Source organism: Erwinia sp. AK-PDG3-5 (assembly GCF_056821705.1).
In genome coordinates this window covers 197,718-216,978 of sequence record NZ_CM165967.1, presented here as the reverse complement: position 1 = coordinate 216,978, position 19,261 = coordinate 197,718, and the positions used below count along the sequence as shown (strand labels likewise).

Annotated in this window: 12 protein-coding genes; 3 read left to right on the top strand and 9 right to left on the bottom strand. The window is 58.9% G+C overall.

Annotated elements, in window-relative coordinates:
• Positions 1–32: 32 nt before the first annotated feature.
• From AC1UKS_RS00935 to bcsR, 8 genes are all read right to left on the bottom strand, one after another.
• On the bottom strand, positions 33–1,526 hold the full coding sequence (locus AC1UKS_RS00935; protein WP_482435372.1) for a M16 family metallopeptidase: 1,494 nt from the start codon (positions 1,524–1,526) through the stop codon (positions 33–35).
• Positions 1,527–1,773: 247 nt separating this feature from the next.
• Positions 1,774–3,060, bottom strand: a complete 1,287-nt coding sequence (locus tag AC1UKS_RS00930; protein ID WP_053141312.1) for a dicarboxylate/amino acid:cation symporter — start codon at positions 3,058–3,060, stop codon at positions 1,774–1,776.
• Positions 3,061–3,283: 223 nt separating this feature from the next.
• A complete protein-coding gene (hmsP, locus tag AC1UKS_RS00925; protein WP_482435371.1) occupies positions 3,284–5,287 on the bottom strand; it encodes a biofilm formation regulator HmsP in 2,004 nt (667 codons plus the stop codon).
• A 166-nt stretch (positions 5,288–5,453) separates the two neighbouring features.
• On the bottom strand, positions 5,454–8,762 hold the full coding sequence (bcsC, locus tag AC1UKS_RS00920; RefSeq protein ID WP_482435369.1) for a cellulose synthase complex outer membrane protein BcsC: 3,309 nt from the start codon (positions 8,760–8,762) through the stop codon (positions 5,454–5,456).
• Positions 8,762–11,059, bottom strand: coding sequence for a cellulose biosynthesis cyclic di-GMP-binding regulatory protein BcsB (gene bcsB / locus AC1UKS_RS00915; RefSeq protein ID WP_482435368.1), 2,298 nt, complete (start codon positions 11,057–11,059; stop codon positions 8,762–8,764). The genes bcsC and bcsB overlap by 1 nt, the downstream gene beginning before the upstream one ends.
• A 20-nt stretch (positions 11,060–11,079) precedes the next feature.
• Positions 11,080–13,674 (bottom strand): UDP-forming cellulose synthase catalytic subunit, encoded by a 2,595-nt coding sequence (bcsA, locus tag AC1UKS_RS00910; protein WP_482435367.1) that lies wholly within the window; start codon positions 13,672–13,674, stop codon positions 11,080–11,082.
• 28 nt (positions 13,675–13,702) lie between these two features.
• Positions 13,703–14,434 (bottom strand): cellulose biosynthesis protein BcsQ, encoded by a 732-nt coding sequence (gene bcsQ, locus AC1UKS_RS00905; RefSeq protein ID WP_482435366.1) that lies wholly within the window; start codon positions 14,432–14,434, stop codon positions 13,703–13,705.
• Entirely contained in the window at positions 14,434–14,628 is a 195-nt protein-coding gene (bcsR, locus tag AC1UKS_RS00900) for a cellulose biosynthesis protein BcsR (protein ID WP_265909178.1), read from the bottom strand. The genes bcsQ and bcsR overlap by 1 nt, the downstream gene beginning before the upstream one ends.
• Before the next feature lie 188 nt (positions 14,629–14,816).
• Here bcsR and bcsE point away from each other — a divergent pair, with 188 nt between their 5' ends.
• The 3 genes from bcsE to bcsG are packed head-to-tail and all read left to right on the top strand — an operon-like array spanning position 14,817 to position 18,189.
• On the top strand, positions 14,817–16,364 hold the full coding sequence (gene bcsE / locus AC1UKS_RS00895; protein WP_482435364.1) for a cellulose biosynthesis protein BcsE: 1,548 nt from the start codon (positions 14,817–14,819) through the stop codon (positions 16,362–16,364).
• Positions 16,361–16,549, top strand: a complete 189-nt coding sequence (bcsF, locus tag AC1UKS_RS00890; protein ID WP_482435363.1) for a cellulose biosynthesis protein BcsF — start codon at positions 16,361–16,363, stop codon at positions 16,547–16,549. The genes bcsE and bcsF overlap by 4 nt, the downstream gene beginning before the upstream one ends.
• Positions 16,546–18,189, top strand: coding sequence for a cellulose biosynthesis protein BcsG (bcsG, locus tag AC1UKS_RS00885; protein ID WP_482435362.1), 1,644 nt, complete (start codon positions 16,546–16,548; stop codon positions 18,187–18,189). Before bcsF ends, bcsG begins: the two co-directional genes overlap by 4 nt.
• Before the next feature lie 66 nt (positions 18,190–18,255).
• Here bcsG and AC1UKS_RS00880 read toward each other — a convergent pair whose 3' ends face one another.
• Complete coding sequence (locus AC1UKS_RS00880) at positions 18,256–19,254, bottom strand: glycosyl hydrolase family 8 (protein ID WP_482435360.1); 999 nt, start codon at positions 19,252–19,254, stop codon at positions 18,256–18,258.
• Between the last annotated feature and the right edge of the window lie 7 nt (positions 19,255–19,261).

Sequence of the window (19,261 nt, the reverse complement as noted above, 5' to 3'; positions counted from 1 at the left end):
GCGTTAGGCGACCGGGTTGTTGTCAGAACAGATCAGTTCTGCGAAGACGGGATGTCAGAGACTTCCGGCTTGGTTTCATCCACCGCTGCGGCCGCCGCTTCCGGGGCCGGTGCCATGATTTTCTTCCAGCTCTCTTCCAGCTGCTGAACGTTGGTTTCCGGCTCGCCCTGCGGCTGCATCAGCATCATGGTCAGATCCTGTGACAGCTGCTGGCGCAGCTCCTGGTTCATCATCTGCAAGGTCAGGCCCGACAGGAAGCTCTGGCGCAGTTTCTGATACTGTTCCGGCGCGATATCCACCACCGCATTCTGCTGCGAGCGCAAACGCTGGCTCATCAGCACATCGGTATCGGTGCGGGCGTAGGTGGCAAACAGCTTGTTCAGCTCGGCGGTTTTCTGCGCCATCAATGCGTCAAACTCTTCCTGCGGCAGGCCGTTATCGCGGATATTCACCATTTCGCGCGCAACCAGATTTAGGTTACTTTGCAGGGTGGCGTTATCGGCATCCAGATTGATGGCGCACTGCGCGCGCTGGTACAGCACGCGGCAGTCAAAGCCCACCTGCACCTTCTGCGCTTTGCTGTCGCTCAGCACATGCTGCACGTGCCAGAATAACGCTTCACGGGCCAGATCGCTCTGCCAGTAATGCTGCAGATTCTGCGAATCCCTGATGGGCTGCCACGGCGAATCCCACACCAGCGACAGGCGATCCTGGGTCAGATTATTGTTGACCAGGTTAATCGGCTGTGGCGGCAGTGGCGACAGCGTTGGCATCGGCGACGGCGTATCACGCTTGCCCTTCAGCGGCGAGAAGGTTTTGTTGATCTGCTCGGCCAGGCTGCGGCTGTCGACGTTGCCCACCACCATCAGCGTCATCGCGTCCGGCGTGTACCACTGCCTGTAAAAGTCGTTCAGCTTAACCGGGTCGATCGGCGCATTGGCGGGCGTGCCCGGATCGTGGCCCAGCAACGTGGAGCCCTTCAGCCGGTAACGCCACCAGACATCCTGCGGATTGGCAGGCCAGGTGGCGATCGGATCGTCAGCAGCCAGCGCGGTGTTCACCGTCTGTTCATTGATGGTCATATCGCCGACGGTCGCCGCCAGCCAGTTCATCGCTTCTTTCACCACTTCCGGCCGGTTGTTCGGCAGGCTGAGGGTGTAGAGCGTGAAGTCATAAGAGGTGATCGCAGGCGGTTGCGGGCGATCGGGATCGATACTTTGCTGCCACAGCGAGCGCTGCTGCGCAGGGTCAAGCTTCGCGTTATGCACTAAGGCCAGACGCGGTAAGAGGTGGCTGTAACCGGCCTGCTGGGTATTCTCCACCAGAGAGCCGGTATTAACCAGTAAGCGGACTTCAACGCGGTCGCTGGGACGCTGCGGAGTCGTTAAAACCTGCCAGGTGAACCCGTTATCGAGTTTTCCCTGCTGCCAGGCGGGATCGGGTTGGAGTGTTTCAGCCTGCACAGTGCTGCTGACCACGGCCAGCAATATTCCACCAACCAAAAGACGAATTCTGGTGCCCTGCATGTGAACCCCTACTCAATCACAAACCAAAAAAAATCACTGGCGATCTACGGCCTGCTGCTATCTACGGGAGGGATAACTCAGGGAAGCCGCTGTTTTTTCTCAGAACAGCTTCTTAGACCACGCATTGGCGGGGATGTCCCACCACGGAGTGAAAAATGATAAAAATCTCTGGGGGTTATTATGCAAATGCCCGCCGCGAGGGCAAGTCGCGACGGGCATTTGAGGGGATATTTAACGAATTAACGGCTTATGCGGCGTTTTCGGGCAGTTTTTTCGCCTTATTTTTGCCATCCAGCGTGTCTTTCAACTGTTGCTCGTCCAGCTGATCGACCCATTTTGCCACCACCACGGTCGCCACGCCGTTGCCGACCAGGTTAGTCAGCGCACGGGCTTCAGACATAAAGCGGTCGATACCGAGGATCAGCGCCAGACCGGCCACCGGCAGATGGCCGACCGCCGAGAGCGTAGCCGCCAGCACGATAAACCCGCTGCCGGTAACGCCCGCCGCCCCTTTCGAGGAGAGCAGCAGCACCACCAGCAGCGTGATTTGATGCCAGATATCCATATGCGCATTGGTGGCCTGGGCGATAAACACTGCCGCCATGGTCAGGTAAATCGAGGTGCCGTCGAGGTTAAACGAGTAACCGGTTGGGATCACCAGCCCGACCACCGACTTCTTACAGCCGAGCTTTTCCATCTTATCGAGCATGCGCGGCAGCGCGGATTCTGAGGACGAGGTCCCCAGTACGATCAGCAGCTCTTCTTTGATGTAGGCGATAAATTTGAAGATGTTGAAGCCGACCACGCGGGCAATGGTGCCCAGCACCACCACCACAAACAGCAGGCAGGTAATATAGAAGCAGATAATCAGCTGGCCCAACTGCACCAGCGAACCGACGCCGTACTTGCCGATGGTAAAGGCCATTGCGCCGAACGCCCCAATCGGTGCCAGACGCATGATCATATTGATGATGCCGAAAATCACGCGGGAGAAACTTTCGATAAAGTTGAATACCAGCGTGCCTTTGTCGCCCATACGGTGCAGGGCAAAACCGAACATGATGGCGAACAGCAGCACCTGCAGAATGTTGCCGCTGGCAAAGGCACCAATCACGCTGTTAGGAATGATATCTAACAGGAACGCCACCACGCCTTGCTGTTCGGCCTGCTGGGCATACATCGCCACCGCTTTGGCATCCAGCGTGGCCGGGTCGATATTCATGCCAACGCCAGGCTGCAACACGTTAACCACCACCAGGCCAATAATCAGGGCGATGGTACTGACCACTTCAAAATAGAGCAGCGCGACGGCACCGGTACGGCCGACCGCTTTCATGCTTTCCATCCCGGCGATGCCGGTGACCACGGTACAGAAAATAACCGGTGCGATGATCATCTTGATCAGCTTAACGAAACCATCGCCAAGCGGCTTCATCTGGGCACCCAACTCGGGGTAGAAATGCCCTAGCAGCACGCCGATGACGATGGCGGTAATCACCTGGAAATAGAGGCTTTTAAACAGGGAAGTTTTCATAGAATGTCCATTAACGGCTTGGATGGCAGGCGCTTTCGCTGAGGTTATCGTCAGTCTTCAGCGCGAAAGTAACACTACGTTAACGGGATTGATATAACTTGAAACACTCAGCCGCCGGGCAACGCGCCGTTTTATGAGCTGAATCACTTCAGCACCGGTAATGACGCGTTGTGGTTTGCGTTAAGGATTGATACACGTGGAAATTATCCCTTACGGGACCGTATTAGGGCGTAACTAATTCCAGATATTTTCGGTTAAAGACGGGCAGCGGCAGCGCCTCAGAATAGAGGTAGCCCTGCCCGATATTAATGCCGCGCGCCAGTAACCAGTCGCGTTGCTGGCTGGTCTCGACGCCTTCGGCAATCACGTCCAGCTTGATGATTTCGGCAATCGCCGCGACGATGCGCACCATAGTGTCATCATTCGGCAGCACGCAGACAAAACTGCGGTCCATCTTCAGCTTACTGATGGGTAACGACTTAAACTGGCTCAGCCAGTTCAGGTTGGCATAGCCCATACCAAAATCATCCAGTGCCACCGAGATGCCGACCTTTTGCAGCTCGCTTAACAGCTGCAGTGCCTGTTCCGGCTCGCCCACCTGGGCGGTTTCGGTGATCTCCAGCATCAGGCTGCCCGGACTGATTTGGTGGCGATGGATCAGGTCCTGTAAATGGGTGACCATATCCGCTTCACGCAGCTGCACGGCGGAGAGATTGACGCTGAGCGGCAGATTAATGCCCTGCTTCTGCCAGCCCGCCAGCACCCGGCAGGACTCTTCGAACACCCAGCGGCCCAGCGCGCTGATCACGCCAATCTCTTCGGCGTTCACAATCAGATCTTCCGGCAAGGCCCAGCTGCCGTCCGGCTGACGCATTCTCAGCAGGGCTTCCGCGCCGACCAGCTTGCCGTTACGCATATCAATCTGCGGCTGCAGGAACAGCGAGAACTGCTCTTCTTCCAGCCCCTGCAAAATATCGTGTTCCTGAGTCAGTCGCTTGTGCGCCCGCTCCATCATCATCGGGTCAAAGAACAGGATCTGATTTTTGCCCTGATGACGGGCCGACATCATCGCCGACGCCGCACGGCTTAAAAAGTCCTGCGCGGTGAGATCGCGCTCTTCACGCTGCGCCAGGCCGATGCTCAGGTTGGGCCGCAGCTGCATATCCTGCAAGGTGACAGGCTGATTCAGCCGCAGCAGCAGCAGGCGCGCCAGGCGCATGGCGCGGAAAGGTTTATTGGCGCGCTTCACCAGCAGCACAAAATCACTGCCTGACAGCTGGCCCACCAGCGTATGGCTGTCGATACTGTTGCGAATTTTTTCCAGCAGCGTCAGCAACAGCGCATCACGCTGTTCATCCTTCACCACGCCGTTGGCATCCTGCAAGGTCTCGATGCGCAGCACCATCAGAGTGAAATTGTCGTCGTCAGAGACGGAATTAAGATGCTGCTCCAGCAGCGCCAGAAACAGGGTTTTGTTCGGCAGATTGGTCAGGGCAAAACGGGTGGTCAGCCTGCTCATCTCATCATGCACCGCTTCGCCCACCTGCTGATTGCGGTTGTAGCTGCGGATTAACATGCCCAGCTCATCGTCACGGTGGCGCTCAGGCAGCGTCAGCTGATGAGAAATCGCCTCCTGCGGCGGCAGATCCTGCAGCTCCATGGCGATCCGCCGCAGCGGGCGAACGATCAGCTTGTTGATGCACCAGCTGATGGCGATCGACAGGATCAATGCCAGCAGCAGGTAAGTGGTCACCATCGTCGACAGGGCGCTGAGAATAAACTGATAGACCCGCCAGGAATCGGCCTGCAATACCAGCAGCGCCAGCGGCTTGGGATTAGCTGGCTCCACCGAGTAGAGCGGCACGGTGATCTTCACCGGCAGCTCAAACAGCGTGGCGATAAATTCCGGCACCGGCTTTTCGGGCTCAAAATCGGTATGCAGCGCCTGCAAGCCGTTCGGCAACACCACTTCGGCCCTGGCCAGGATCCCGGCCGGTTTCAGTGAGTTGAGGATCAGTTCGGCCTGCGGAATATCGGCTTTCAGCACCGCCTGGGACAGCGGCTGACGCACGGTGTGGGCGACATTTTCCATCTGCTGGGCGTAGTCAATCCTGCGCTGCTGCACAAAATGGAAAAGCTGAATGACAATAAAAATACAGATGGTCACGGCGGCCACGCAGGATACCGTCGCCATCTGTTTTATTGTTAATGAACGACTGACGCGCAAACCCACTCTCCGAATCACGGGATGCCACCACCTGGGGCAGCAAAAAACTGCCCTGAGTATATCTTAAGGCGGCCGCTTGTTAAGCACTCTGTCCCGGCAAGTGGTTGATTAGGTGTTTTCTGAAGGCGATTATCTTAATTTTCCCCGTAACTGCAGCCTGATGACCCTATTTAAAGTCCGCGTATGGGGTTAACGGCTCTGGCGGAATATCCAGATCGCCCTGCCAGCCTGCCATCGAATAACGCGCATAGATCAGTCCGTGGCTCGGCGTATAGTCCTTCGCCTGCTGAATATCGACGCCGACGCCCATCGTCCAGTGCGCGGTTAAACGACGCTCGACCACCGCCCGCAGGGTATAACCGAACCCGTTGCTGCTACTGTCGCTGCTTTGTGGGTTATCCGTGGTCAACGCGCCGAAATCGAGCGGATAGCGTGACTGGCCGTCAGTTTGCGAATGGGACCAGGAAACGGAACCGCCGAGATCGTAAGACCAGTTTTCCGTGCGCTGGCGCCAGCTGACCGGTACCGACAGTGAGCTGTAACGCTGCGGGCTGTAATAGCCGCCCTGTCCAAGTGAGTAATCACTCAGATCCTTCGCGTAGTGCCACAGCATGCCGTTCAGGCCGATGGTGGCCCGCCGGTTGTTTTCGTTGATTAACTTGTAGTAATAGCCCGCCATCAGGCGTTCGCGGCTGTTGTCCGCCACGTTTTCGCCGGTGATCTGGTGCGCGCTGAGATCGGCCCATACGCCGTTGGCGTTGCCCTGGTCGTAGCTCAGGCCAATCGCGCCACCGGTTGCCACCACGCCGCCCCAGGTTTTGCCGCTGGCGGTATTGGGATCCTGTGCGCCAGCATAAGCGAGCAGCGAGCTGGAAATCGGCCGCCGTGACGCGGTCAACGACACGCCGAGGTCCCGTAGATCGGTGTTCCAGGTGACGCCACCTACCCAGTTGGTGACTGCAAAGCCCAGCGGCGTGGTGCCAATATCCGCGCGCCACTGTTCGCTGCGGTAGCCGACGCCAACGCTGGTGCCGTTCTGATGTTGGCGGAAATCGCGGTTACAGGTGGCATCGTCATTGGCGCAGGTGCCGAACGTCTCATCAATGTTTCCACTGTCATTGCGCGAGAAGGTACCGGCCGAGACATCGACATTATCCAGCCGCAGGAAGCTTTTGCCGTCGGCGAACGGCGTTTCGGCTTCCATCATGGTGGTGTGCGCGGTGAAGTCGGATACGCCGCCGGTGCCCTTACTGCGCGAATAGTCTTCTTCCAGCGTCAGCGTGCTGTCCTGCTGACGGTAAAGATCGGCGGCATCGCTGCGGATACCGCGTTTCAACCAGTCATCCTGTGGGTCGTTGCGGGTCAGCCGGGTAAACGCCTGATTATCCGGCGGTACAACCGGGGTGATGCCGCTGGCGACCATCGCCTGGCGGTAATCCTCCTGCGCGAAGTGAGGTTGCCCCTGCAGCGCTTCCAGGCGGGCAGCATCGCGATAGATCAGCGCGCTGCTTTGCGATGGTCCGGCTTTTGCGGCCTGGGTTTTCAGCCCGGCATACAGCGCGGTAGCCTTCTGCGGCTCACCTACCGCCAGCCAGGCATTCGCCACGCGGCGTCCGCTGTAGACGTTATCAGTGGACGCCTCGGGCGGCAGCGCGCTCAGCAGCTTACGCGCGGCGACCAGCTGATGGCGGGCAATCAGCGCTTCGATGTTATCCAGGCTGGCTTCCGCGCGGGCAATCAGCCGGTCGGTTTCCAGTCGGGCGTTGAGATCGGTAATATTTTGATCCCACTTTGTCTGCGGCAGCGAGTGGATCTGCGCCAGCGCGGCCTGCGGGCGGTTGCTGCCTGACAAATACAGCGCGTTGGCATACACCTGTGCCGGCACGCCCGGCTGCTGACGCGCCATCGCCTGCATCTGCCGGTCGGCGGCCTGCGTCTGTCCACTCTGGCGCAGTGCGGCCGCCAGCCGGTAGTTCAGCCAGACGTCGTCAGGCGACAACTGTTGTGCCTGACGGTAAATCTCGGCCGCCTGCCGCCAGTTTCCAGCCGCGGCCAGCCTGTCCGCCTCAGCGCTCAACGCATTGCTACGCAGGCTGGCGAGGGTGTCACCCAACGCCTTTTTCTGCGCAGCTGGCAGCCCGTTAATAAACGCCATCGCTTTTTGCGGGGACTGCTGTTGATAGAGAGCGGCCAGCCGCCGGGCTGCGGTGGTATTGCCCGCATCCAGCCGTAACGCGCGGGTGTACTGCACGTCCGCCGTGGCCGGGTCTTTCTGCGCCAGCGCCACGTCGCCCAGCCCAATCAGCGCATAGCTGTCGAGGTTATCCAGCGAGCGCGCCCGCTGATACTGGCTTGCGGCCTGGCTAAGATTACCCGCCGCCAGCGCTTTGTCGCCCCCGGCGATTGCCAGCCAGTACTGGTTAGAGGTCAGCAGGCTGCGCCATTTGCCGATATCGGTGCCCTGCGCATCAGCGACAACCGCCCGTTGAAAATAGCCATTTGCTTCGGCGCGACGGTTGTCCCGCGCCAGGGCCTGGCCCATCGCCCCCAATAAATCGGGATCGTTTGGGGTGGCCTGCAGCGCGGCGCGCAGAGCGGGAATGGCGGTGCTGCTTTGACCGCGGTCAATCATCGCCAGGCCGCGCAGCCGCTGCTGGTAAGCCGGATCGGCCAGCATTTTTTGCTGACGCGCCAGCTCGGTCAGACCGTCAGACTGCGGCTTGTCAGAGGTAAAGGTGGCGAGATAGGTTTTCAGCTGGGCGACGCTCTGCGGCGTGACCGGCTGCGATTTGATATTGCTGAGCCACAGTTCGGCGGCCTGCACCCGGCCCGCCGGATCCATTGCCACCGCTTGCAGTTGTTTAACGGCGGCGGTCGGGTTATTGCGGCTCAGCTCCATTTGCGCAATCGCCATGCGCACGTTAATGCTGCCAGGCGCATCGCGATCCAGCGCCGAGAGTTCGGCCAGCGCGCGGTTTTCCTGTCCCGGCAGCCGCGACACTACCCGCCAGTATTCCAGCGCGATATCGGGCGAGGGAAAGACACCGTTGAACTGTTTATCGTAAGCCGCTTTGGCCTCTTCAATGCGGCCAGAGGTGGCGAGAAGCCGCGCCAGCTGCAGCTGTTTCCTGCCCTCATCTGATAGTAAGCGAATACTAACTTCAGCCTGCCGCGTCGCCAGCGAATCGGGCGAAATTTGCTTCAGCGTTACCATCAGCTGACGCGCTTTGTCCTGCTCGCCCTGATGTAACGCCTGGCGGATCTGCGCCGCCAACACCTGCGGGTTATCCGGGGCAATTTTTTCCAGCCGGTAGAGCGACTGGCTGACCAAATCATATTTATTGGTCGCCTCGCCAATTCTGACCTGTTGCAGCAGCCAGTCGACCGGCTCAACGTGATCGGGTGCCGCCAGCACCTTGCTGCTTAAGGGCCACAGCAGCAGCGGCAACAACAGGCTAAGTCGCGAACGTTTCACTAATCGTCGTCCTCGTCACCGAGGCGATGACGGCTGACGCGGCGCATCAGTCGCCACACCAGCAGCGCAAACAGGATCACCACCAGCGTGGCAAACGCCGCCAGCAGCACCGGATGCGTGGCCAGCGCATTCCATACCCGCTCCCACCACGGCAAATGGCCCACCCAGTAGGTATTGCCCACCCGCAGGCTGCGCACGCCGGATTCACGGATTACTGACGCCGAGCCAAAGATTGCCGCGCGTTTACCGCTGTCGATCAGCGCGCCATTCAGCAATTCCCACGCGCGCGGGCTGTCTGCCAGCAGCGCGACCACGCTGCGTTGCGCATCAAATGGCGACTGGAAGCCAATCACCGCTGCCATCGGCCCACCAGAACTGATGGTGGTCTGGCTTTCAGCGCGCAGATCGTCCGGGGAAGAGGCGCCGCTGGAGACGGCGGTCTGACGGTTAGGCTTGTTGATCCAACTCTTCGCCGTATCCAGCAGCAGATTGACCTTGTCATCATCCTTCATCTGTTCAGGCAGCCTGCCGATCATCAGCAGATCGGCATCGCTGGTTTTTGCCTTGCTCCAGTCATCGGCGATCTGCATTTTCAGCGCCGGATAGCCGGTCTGCGCCGAGATGTTGCCCAGCGCGTTCAACAGCGCGCTGACTTCACCCGGCTGCGGACGGTTATTAACCAGTACCAGCGTTTGTGCCAGATCGGCGTTGCGGCTGAACGGGAAGCCGGCGTTGGCAAACGCGCCCAGCGACGGCATCTCCATATAGTGGCGATAGCCAGAGAAATTGACCGTCGAATTGCCGTCAATCACCACATGGTTGCTCACCGGGGTGATAGTTTCGCAGCGCCCTTCATTGGTATTGTTGTTAAACGAGCCGCCAATAAAGGTGCTGGCATAATCAAAATCAAAGCGCATCTGGTTCACCACGCCCAGCTGCAGGGCCGGAATGGTGAGCTGCGTGCCGCCATCCAGCAGCCCCTGCACCAGCGGAATATGCAGCAGCTGATTGCTTTCGTCGCGCTTGTTCACCAGCGGGTAATCCTGCACAAACTGGTTGTTCAGGTTCACCGCCAGCCGCGAGCCGTCATCCTGCACCGGAGAGGTATAGCGATATTTGATATCCATATCGATACCGCGTGCACGCACCAGGAACAGGTCCGGCGGGAGCTTCAGGGTTAACGAAATCGGCGCAGGCTGCATGCCATCGGCCTGTAGCTGGCCCTGGAACTGCTGTAGCTCGGCGAAGGTGGTGGCGCGGTCGGTACGCACCCAGTTTGGCGCATCGTAAGGCTGGCGTGCAGACAGCTCCTTCACGCTGTCAATGGTCGAGGATTGTCCACGCAGCAGCAGTTCACCCTGCGCAATCCCCTGCACCGCTTTCAGCAGATCGTTATCGTCGCGTCCCAACACCAACAGTAATTTTTGGTACTTATTGTCCGGTTGGTCGATGATTTTCACCGTCGGTTTATCCACCGGCGGCAAATCCTTCAGGAAGTCCGGGCGCTGGTCGTTGGTGGCAAAAACCACGGCGTGCTGACGATCGGGCAACTGGTTATACAGCACCGGGAAAGTCTGTCCGCGCCAGTCCGCCTGGGTACCGAACCAGGATGCCAGCACTGCGGCGGCGCGCTGTTGGCCGAGATCTGGCGCGCGGGCAAAAATCACCGGCAGGGTTAACGGGCGGTTGTCGCGCGCATCAAAAAACGGCTCGGGGAAGTGCGATAAATCGTCCTTCAGCGGCAGCTTTTGCAACGAAAGATCCAGCGTGCTGTCTTGCCCGATATCCAGCCAGATAGCGCTGCTGGCCGGGTTTTCACAGATGTTGGCGTAATGCCCCACCAGCTCAAAGCGGATACGGTTAAAGTCGCCAATAAAGCGCGGATCGATCGGCACCTGAACCTGATTATTTTTACCGGCCTGCTCGGCGACAACCGGCACCAGCCCCACCAGCTCGTCGTTCAGGTAGACCTTCAGATGCGACATGCCGGGGATCAGTGATGGCGATGGGCGGAAGCTCAGGTTGAGCAACGCTTTAGTCACCACTTCATCGCTGCGCACGCCAAACTCAATCTGCCCCTGGGTGCGGGTGCCGGTCAGGTTAAAGTTGCCTGGCGGCGGGGCAATCTGGGTAAAGGACCGCAGATAATCACGTACCGGCGCGGCGGGATCGATTGCCGGAGGCACCAGGCTGTCCGCCGTCGTGTTTACCGGACGGGTGTAGCTGTCCGGCGCTGCCTGAAGTCCTGGCAGCGCGCCAAGCCATAATGCGGTGAACCAAGCTAATTTTTTCGTCATGAGGTCTTCATCAAGGTCAATCAGGAAATCGCGGAGCCTGTTCTGCTCACGCTTCGGGGGAAGAAAGAGGCCAACCAGCCTGCCAGCCGCGTCAGCAGCTCAAACAACCTGCGCAGCGGTGCGGGGCCATACTCCGCCAACCGCAAATAGCCTTTAAAGCCCAGAACCACAATATCGGCCAGACTTTGCACGGGTTTATCTTCCGGGAAACTGTCCTGCCACAAGGCCCAGGTATCGGCGCGGGCAAAGGTGCATTGTATAAATTCGACGTGCTGTTCGGTGGTCAGCTGATGCAGGCGGATGCCGGCGCGGCGACCGAAAGTGCGCTGCACCAGGCAAGGGAAGCTGAATTCCTGCTGGCCCCGGCGCAGCAGTAGCCAGACCTGCTCGCCTTCGCTGAGCAAATTGTCTTCCCGCAGTTCCAGGCCGACGCCACCATCGGAGTAGTCGCGCAGCGTGCAGGGCAGCATATGGCCATCGGTCCGCGCCAGCGCCGCCGGCATGGCAATTTCCACCCGATGCGCTTCACGGATCTGCCGGGCTTCCACCGACACCGCCACCGCACCGCCGAGGATAATCATGTTGTACAGCACCCACACCAGGCTGACGAGCACCGTCAAAACCTCGTGCGGCGGGCCAGAGTGCAGTCGCCAGAAGGCGGCAAAGATGCCCGCCAGGTTGATCAGCACCAGGCACATATACGGCTTAGTGATCACCCAGTCGAGATGCTGTTCTTCCACCAGTCCGCCTTTGGCGGTGACGTTGAACTTGCCTTTATGCGGATTAAATAGCGCCACCGTGGTCGGCCGGGCGATATACCAGGCCAGCACGGTTTCGTAGACTTCGCTCCAGAACGAGTGACGCCAGCGACCCTGTATGCGGGAGTTGGTCATGCTGGTGTGCACCATATGCGGCAGCACAAAGATGGCGATCACCAGCGCTGGCGCAAAAATGATAAACGCGTGGAACAGCAGGAAGGCCAGCGGTGCCAGCAAGAAGATCAGCCGGGGTATACCGGAAAGGAAGTGCAGCATGGCGTTGGCATAACAGAGCCGCTGCACCAGCTTCAGTCCTTTGCCCATCAACGGGTTATCCAGACGGAATATTTGCACCATGCCGCGCGCCCAGCGAATACGCTGGCCGATATGGGCGGACAGGCTTTCGGTCGCCAGGCCCGCCGCCTGGGGAATACGGATATAGGCCGAGGTGTAGCCTTTGCGGTGCAGGCGCAGCGAGGTATGCGCATCTTCGGTGACGGTCTCCACTGCGATGCCGCCTATTTCGTCCAGCGCGCTGCGGCGGATCACCGCACAAGAGCCGCAGAAGAACGCCGCATCCCAGACATCGTTACCATCCTGCACCAGACCATAAAACAGCGTGCCTTCATTGGGCGTGCGGCGGAAGCGGCCCAGGTTACGTTCGAATGGATCGGGCGAGAAGAAGTGGTGCGGCGTCTGCAGCATCGCCAGCTTCGGGTCTTTCAGGAACCAACCCAGCGCCACCTGCAGGAAAGAGCGGGTGGGCACGTGGTCACAGTCGAAAATCGCCACATACTCGCCGCGGCATTCGCTTTTCAGCGCATGGTTGATGTTTCCGGCTTTGGCATGGGCATTCCCGGAGCGGGCAATGTACTTTATGCCAATCTCCGCTGCGAACTGGCGAAACTCATCGCGGTTGCCATCATCCAGCAGGTAAATGGTCAGTTTGTCCTTCGGCCAGTCGATGCCGAGTGCGGCATACAGCGTCGGTTTCACCACGCTTAGCGCTTCATTGTAAGTGGGTACTAACAAATCTATCGTAGGCCAGCTGGCGGTGTCAGCCGGCATCGGTACCGGCTGACGCTGCAGCGGCCAGAGGGTCTGGAAATAGCCCAGGACCAGCACCACCCACGAATAAGTTTCCGCCGCGACCAGCAGCACGCCAAAGGTCAGGCTGACCGGGTCATCCCAGTTCAGCGTGGCGGTGTAGCGCCACCAGAGATAGCGGCAGGAGATGGTCAGCGACAGCACGATCAGCATCATGGTCGGCAGACGCCCCGGAATGCGCCGCACCACCATCGCCACGCTCCACAGCAGCACCACAAACACCGCCTGGGTAAAGAAGTCGAACGGCTGAGAGATACACAGCAGCGCCAGCGCGGTGGCCAGCAAGATCGCCACGCCAAACAGCCCTTTGCGCAGCGCTGCAGGCATCTGCTTTATGCGGTGGTCGGCCCTGCGCGCCAGTTGCCGATCTTCCGCGCGCTGCGGCAGTTTGCCCAGCCAGATTAAGGCGCGCTGCCGCCAGCGCTGCAACGGAATAATACGTGAGCGCTCACTACTGCTAACAGCGCCGACAGGCAAGATCACGACTAGCCACAGGCTTTGGAAAAGATAACGCAGGGGATCTGCCGGACGCGGTTTTTCCGGCGAGATATGCGGGTACAGACGACGTCGATCGGCCTGCACCTTTTGCCAGGCCGGCGACTCAAAGCGCAGCAGCGACCAGCCCAACACCAACCAGAAGCAGTGCAAGGCGCAGGTAATGGCCGACGCGCCGTTGCGGCGGAAACCGCCGTAACGCTGATGCAGCGCCTGCCAGACCGGCGGATTGAGTAGCCAGCGTAATGCCGTCATAATGTCGACCCTGTCCTGAGGATATGCTTCATGACGCCTGCTCAGTCAGATGGATTAGCGCCCAGCTGGCGAAGGTCGTCATCTCTTCTGCCGCCAGGCTCTGCGGGCGATATTCGTTAAACGGCTGCTTGCGCAGCAGCGCTTCCGCCACCGCCTCATCGCGGTGAATAGTGAGTGGGATCAGGTTCTGCAACGTCGCCAGCCACAGCTGATGCAGATCCTGCTGCGAACGGCTGACCGGGAAGAACTGATTCAGTAAGAACAGGTTATCGGCGGTAAAGCACTGCTGATGAAGGCGAATATGGCAGTTCGCATCAGGAACCATCACGCTGATGGTGCGGTCAGCCAGCGCCAGTAATGCCCGCGTCCACGGCGTGGTGCCGGCAGGAACATCCAGCAGGATCCAGCGATAGGTTTGCTTCAGCGAGGCAAGTTGGGTGGCCCAGCCATCCTGATGCGCCAGCGGCTGGCTGACAAAGGCCATCAGCTCGTCGTCACCCAGCTGGCCAAAGGGGATAAAATCCAGTTCGGGCGCATAGCGCAGGGCACTTTGCTGCCACGGCTGCCGATCCAGCGCGGTACGCAGCCAGCCACGCGGATGCTCCGACGCGGTATTGAAGTGCATGCGCAGCTGATTGTCGGGCGACATATCGATAGCGATAACCGACTCGCCCAGCGTATGCAGCGCCCAGCTTAACCCCGCCACCAGCGAGGTGGTACCCGCACCGCCGCGCAGCCCCTGAAAGGCAATCACCGGCATTACGCCACCTTCTTGCGCAGATCTGTTGCCAGCTCTGCCAGTAACGGCCAGCGGGCAACAATCGCCGCCAGTCGCTCTTCCCGGGCGATGTCAACATAGTGCCAGTGTTGTAAAGAGAAGGCGTCGGCTAACGCGCGAATGTCATCCTGTGATTCACTGCTTACAGATAACACCGGCTGTCGCGGCTGATTCATTCTAAATCCTTTTTTTTTAGCCGCAGAAGGTGCCAAAGGCGGCGGGTTGTTCTAAGAATTAACTTAAGGATAGTTTAAATGGGTTTGGCCGAAGTTGTAATGTATATTTACAGCAAGATAATTCAGGTAACCTATTTTCATCTGCTCACCACTCACTGTTTTTAATAGGACGTGTTGCGATAAAACTTATGGCCACATCATTTTCTTTAGGTTTAGAACAGGTCAGGGATGAATTAATCCTGATGCAGCCATCCGGCTGTTATTGGATAACTGCAAACCGGCAAGAAGACGCCCGTGCTCTGGCACGTCAGTGCATTAGCGCGCAGCGCTCGGTGGCCGTGATCACCGCCGGCAGCTCGCCCCTGGCGCTGCTTAGCCCTGCGCCGCAGGGCGGCCCTGATGCCATTCCGATGTTCTCATTACCGGAGACGCGCCAGGCATTGCTCAACCTCACCGACGATCTGGAGCGGGTGCTGTCGGAAAAACCGCGCCTGGTGATATTATTTACCGCTTCGTTGTTATGGGAAAAAATAGCGGCTGACGAGGTAAATATTTGGCTGAAGCAATTACAACAGTGGTTGAGCGGAAAAAAAATCACGCTTCTGATAATTACTGCGGGAACAGGAATTAATAACATTCGCAATCATCTGCAAACCTGTTACCGCCATCTTGAAGGCCTTTCCCATCTCGACTGGCAGCAGGACAGCTGGAATTACCGCATTAACTGGTGGGCAAATGGCGGCGGTATGCTGGCCGACCGTGCAATGCGCCTCGACGCGTCAGAACAGGGCTTCGTCTTACGGGATCAGGCAGAGCAAAATAGCCCGCTTACCCTCAACGATGAGCAGCTGTATCTCGCGGAACAAACGGTGCTGGAAGGCGCGCCGCCGCTCTCCAGTCAGTGGATGCTGTTTGCCACCAATGAAGAGGTGTACGAACGCGCGTTACAGGCCAATGCCGCTACGGTGATTTTCACCCTGAAAAGCAGCGACCATATCCCCCATCTGGCAGGCCGCATCCACAGCCTGCGGCGGACCCGCGGCAGCGGGCTAAAAATAGTGGTGCGCGAGATGGAAACTGCCCTGCGCTACAGCGATGAACGCCTGCTGCTGGCCTGCGGCGTCAACGCCATCGTGCCGTTTAATGCGCCGATGTCGCGCTTCCTGACCATGCTGGAAGGCATTCAGGGTCAATCCTACAATCGTCACGTGCCCGCCGATCTTGATGCGTTGCTGAAATCGATGCAGCCGCTGCAGGAAAGAGGCTATCTGCCGTTGGAGGCTTTCTGCCAGTCGGTGACGCTGCTGGTAAACAACACCCTGCTGCCCGAGAATGGCAAAGGCCTGTTGGTCGCGCTGCGTCCGGTGCCGGAGCTTAAGCCGGAACAGGTGCTGACGCTGTGCAAACCCCGGCGCTTTGGCGATCTGGTGACGTTAGTCGATGACCGGGTGTATCTGTTCCTCTCCTCCTGTCGCTTTAACGATCTGGACACGGCGGTAAAGTTTATCTTCCGCCTGCCGCACGATGAGATTTTCACTAACCGGCTGGTGTGGCAGGAGGATCTGCAGATTCTGTCGGAGATCCGCCAGATCCCGGCCAAAGTGAAAACCGCCTGGCGCGCCGCGCCGGTGCAGCCTGCTGCCGATCCGAAGGCGTCGACGCCCGCGACAGAAGCCCCGCGCCGTCAGCCCCAGGACATCACCCTCGGTAAACAGCCACCGGAAGCGTCAGAATGAACCTGTCGGATATCGTGCAGATCCTGATCCTTGTGATGCTGCTGCTATTAATACTTAAACCTGTTTATGCCCGCTGGCTGCCTCAAAAGTGGCACCGGCTAATGCTACGCCTGACCCCGCCGCGCGCCCTGAAGTACGAAGGCACCTGGCGACGTAATGCGACCACTCCACCGGATAAGAAATGACTCAACGACCTGTAATGCCCGCAGCGCGCTTTTTATGGCGCGGTCTGGGTGGCTGGAACTTCTACTTCCTGATCAAATTCGCGCTGCTGTGGTTCGGATACCTCAATTTTCATCCGCTGAGCAACCTGGTGTTGCTGGCCGGCTTGTTGCTGCCGATCCGCTCCGATCGGTTGCACCGCCTGCGCAACTGGATCGCTATCCCGATTGGCATCGGTTTGTTCTGGCACGATACCTGGCTGCCCGGCCCGGAAAGCATTGCCAGTCAGGGCAGCCAGCTCACCGGCTTCTCCGCGTCGTATCTGCTGGAGCTGGCCAACCGCTTTATTAACTGGGAGATGGTGGGCACCGCCTTTGTGATGCTGGTGCTGTACCTGTTTATCTCGCAGTGGGTGCGCATTACCGTGCTGGTTTCGCTGATGCTGCTGTGGCTGAACGTGGTGACGATTGCCGGTCCGTCGGTGAACCTGCTGCCCGGCAGCAGCACGCCTGCCGCGGCGTCTACGTCTGCGCCAGCGCCAGCGGCCAAGACCGCCGCCGACGGGTTGGATCAGTCTGCGCCGCCCACCAGCGCCAATCTGACCGCGTATCTGAATAAGTTTTACGACAGCGAAAAGCAGAAGGTCACTGCGTTCCCCGCCACCTTACCGGCGGATGCGGCCCCGTTCGATATTCTGGTGATCAATATCTGTTCGCTGGCGTGGTCCGATCTGGATGCGGCACAGCTGCGCGATCATCCGCTGTGGAAGCACTTCGATGTTATGCTGAGCAACTACAATTCGGCCACCGGTTACAGTGGTCCAGCGGGTATCCGCCTGTTGCGTGCCAGCTGCGGCCAGAGCTCGCACAGCGACCTGTATAAACCGACCGATGGACGCTGCTATCTGTTCGACAATCTGGCGAACCTCGGCTTTAAGCAGCAGCTGATGATGGACCATACCGGCGTATTCGGTAACTATCTGCAGGAGCTGCGTGAAGAGGGCAATGTGAACGCGCCGCTGATGTCGCAGGCCGGGATCACGCCGGAACTCAGCTCCTTCGACAGCTCGCCGGTGTTAAACGATGGCGAGGTGATGCAGCGCTGGCTGGATGAGCGGCAGAAAAGTGCCGATCCGCGCAGCGCCACCTTCTATAACCTGATCCCGCTGCATGACGGCACGCGCGAACTGGGCAGCAGCAAAACCGCCGCCTGGCAGCCGCGCGCGAAAATGCTGTTCGATCAGCTTGATACCTTCCTGACCAATCTGGATAAATCCGGCCGTCGGGTGATGGTGATCGTGGTACCGGAGCACGGTGCGGCGCTGGAAGGCGACAAAATGCAGATGTCCGGACTGCGGGATATTCCCAGCCCGTCGATTACCCATGTGCCGGTCGGCATTAAGTTTGTCGGCATGAAAGCGCCTCATCCGGCCCAGGCCGTGGACGTCTCTACGCCAACCAGCCTGCAGGCCATTTCCGAACTGGTTTCCCGTGCGGTGGATGGTCAGGTGTTCAGCAACCCGCAGGTAAATCTGGCGACGCTGGCCGCCAACCTGCCGCAGACGCCGGTGGTGTCGGAGAACGATAACGCGGTGGTGATGATGTATCAGGGGAAACCGTGGATCCGGTTGAACGGCGGAGATTGGGTGGCGTACCCGAACTGATAGATGAAAAAAACCCGCCTGCTCATCCGTGTGAGCAGGCGGGTTTTTTATTGCCTGCGGACCAGATTAGTGGTCTTTCAGCGCCAGCCAGGCCAGCAGATGCAGGCTCGACGAGAAGTAATCCTCTTTGGCATCCAGCTGGTCGGTGAGATAACCGCTCTGGTTCAGCGTCAAATCGCGCACCGCCAGCAGGCCACCGGCCATATTGTAAGGCGCTTTGTTGTTGCTCATCACGTCAATCCATGCCGGAGTTTGCAGCCGGGAGAAACCCATCCAGTAACGCTGGAACGGCACCAGCTGCAGACTTTGCGGATCATACCAGTAGACATACAGCGGCACGCGGATCGCGTCATAGCTAAAGCGCGGCGGCCAGGCGGTAGCCGGGGCCACCGTGCCGTCGGCGTTCAAGGCCACCCAGTCAACCGGCAGACCGGCATCGCCAAAGCGCATCTTGCCCAGCAGATCCATCCCGCTGTCGATCAGGTTGGTCCAGACCTTCAGATGACTGCGCGCGGCAAAATCACGCCACGCCGGGAACAGGAAATAGGACGGATTCAACACCACATAGCTGGTTTTATTAAAGCCCTGCACGCCAGGCAGCATCACGGTCTGGCCACCAAAGGTGATCACTTCGCGGTCAACAATCGCCTTCTGAATGCGGTCGGACGCCTGCAAATAGGCCTGATTCTGCCACTTCTGTCCGGCCTTCAGCAGCGCCCAGGCGATCAACACATCGCCATCGGAGGCATTGTTCTTGTCCATCACCGGATCGGCGGCGGCTGGATTGTATTTCCAGTAGAACAGGCCATTCTGCGGGTTCTTCAGATGCTGTTGAGTCCAGCGCCACAGATTGTCGAAGCTGCCGCGATCGTTGTACCAGACCGCCATCAACATCGCGTAGCCCTGCCCTTCGGTATGGCTGACGTTATTGTTGCCAGTATCCTGAATGCGGCCGTCTTCGGTCATAAAGCGCCCTTTAAAGGTGCTCCAGCCGTCTGACGCGATGGCCTGCGCGCAGCCCACCATCATCGCAATGATCATCAGGCTCGCCCTGAGCAGAGACATTATTATC

Excerpts from the sequence above, each read along its gene's own strand:
- AC1UKS_RS00935 (WP_482435372.1), bottom strand. The coding sequence starts at position 1,526 with ATGCAGGGCACCAGAATTCGTCTTTTGGTTGGTGGAATATTGCTGGCC.
- AC1UKS_RS00930 (WP_053141312.1), bottom strand. The coding sequence starts at position 3,060 with ATGAAAACTTCCCTGTTTAAAAGCCTCTATTTCCAGGTGATTACCGCC.
- bcsB (WP_482435368.1), bottom strand. The coding sequence starts at position 11,059 with ATGACGAAAAAATTAGCTTGGTTCACCGCATTATGGCTTGGCGCGCTG.
- bcsA (WP_482435367.1), bottom strand. The coding sequence starts at position 13,674 with ATGACGGCATTACGCTGGCTACTCAATCCGCCGGTCTGGCAGGCGCTG.
- bcsQ (WP_482435366.1), bottom strand. The coding sequence starts at position 14,434 with ATGCCGGTGATTGCCTTTCAGGGGCTGCGCGGCGGTGCGGGTACCACC.
- bcsR (WP_265909178.1), bottom strand. The coding sequence starts at position 14,628 with ATGAATCAGCCGCGACAGCCGGTGTTATCTGTAAGCAGTGAATCACAG.
- bcsE (WP_482435364.1), top strand. The coding sequence starts at position 14,817 with ATGGCCACATCATTTTCTTTAGGTTTAGAACAGGTCAGGGATGAATTA.
- bcsF (WP_482435363.1), top strand. The coding sequence starts at position 16,361 with ATGAACCTGTCGGATATCGTGCAGATCCTGATCCTTGTGATGCTGCTG.
- bcsG (WP_482435362.1), top strand. The coding sequence starts at position 16,546 with ATGACTCAACGACCTGTAATGCCCGCAGCGCGCTTTTTATGGCGCGGT.
- AC1UKS_RS00880 (WP_482435360.1), bottom strand. The coding sequence starts at position 19,254 with ATGTCTCTGCTCAGGGCGAGCCTGATGATCATTGCGATGATGGTGGGC.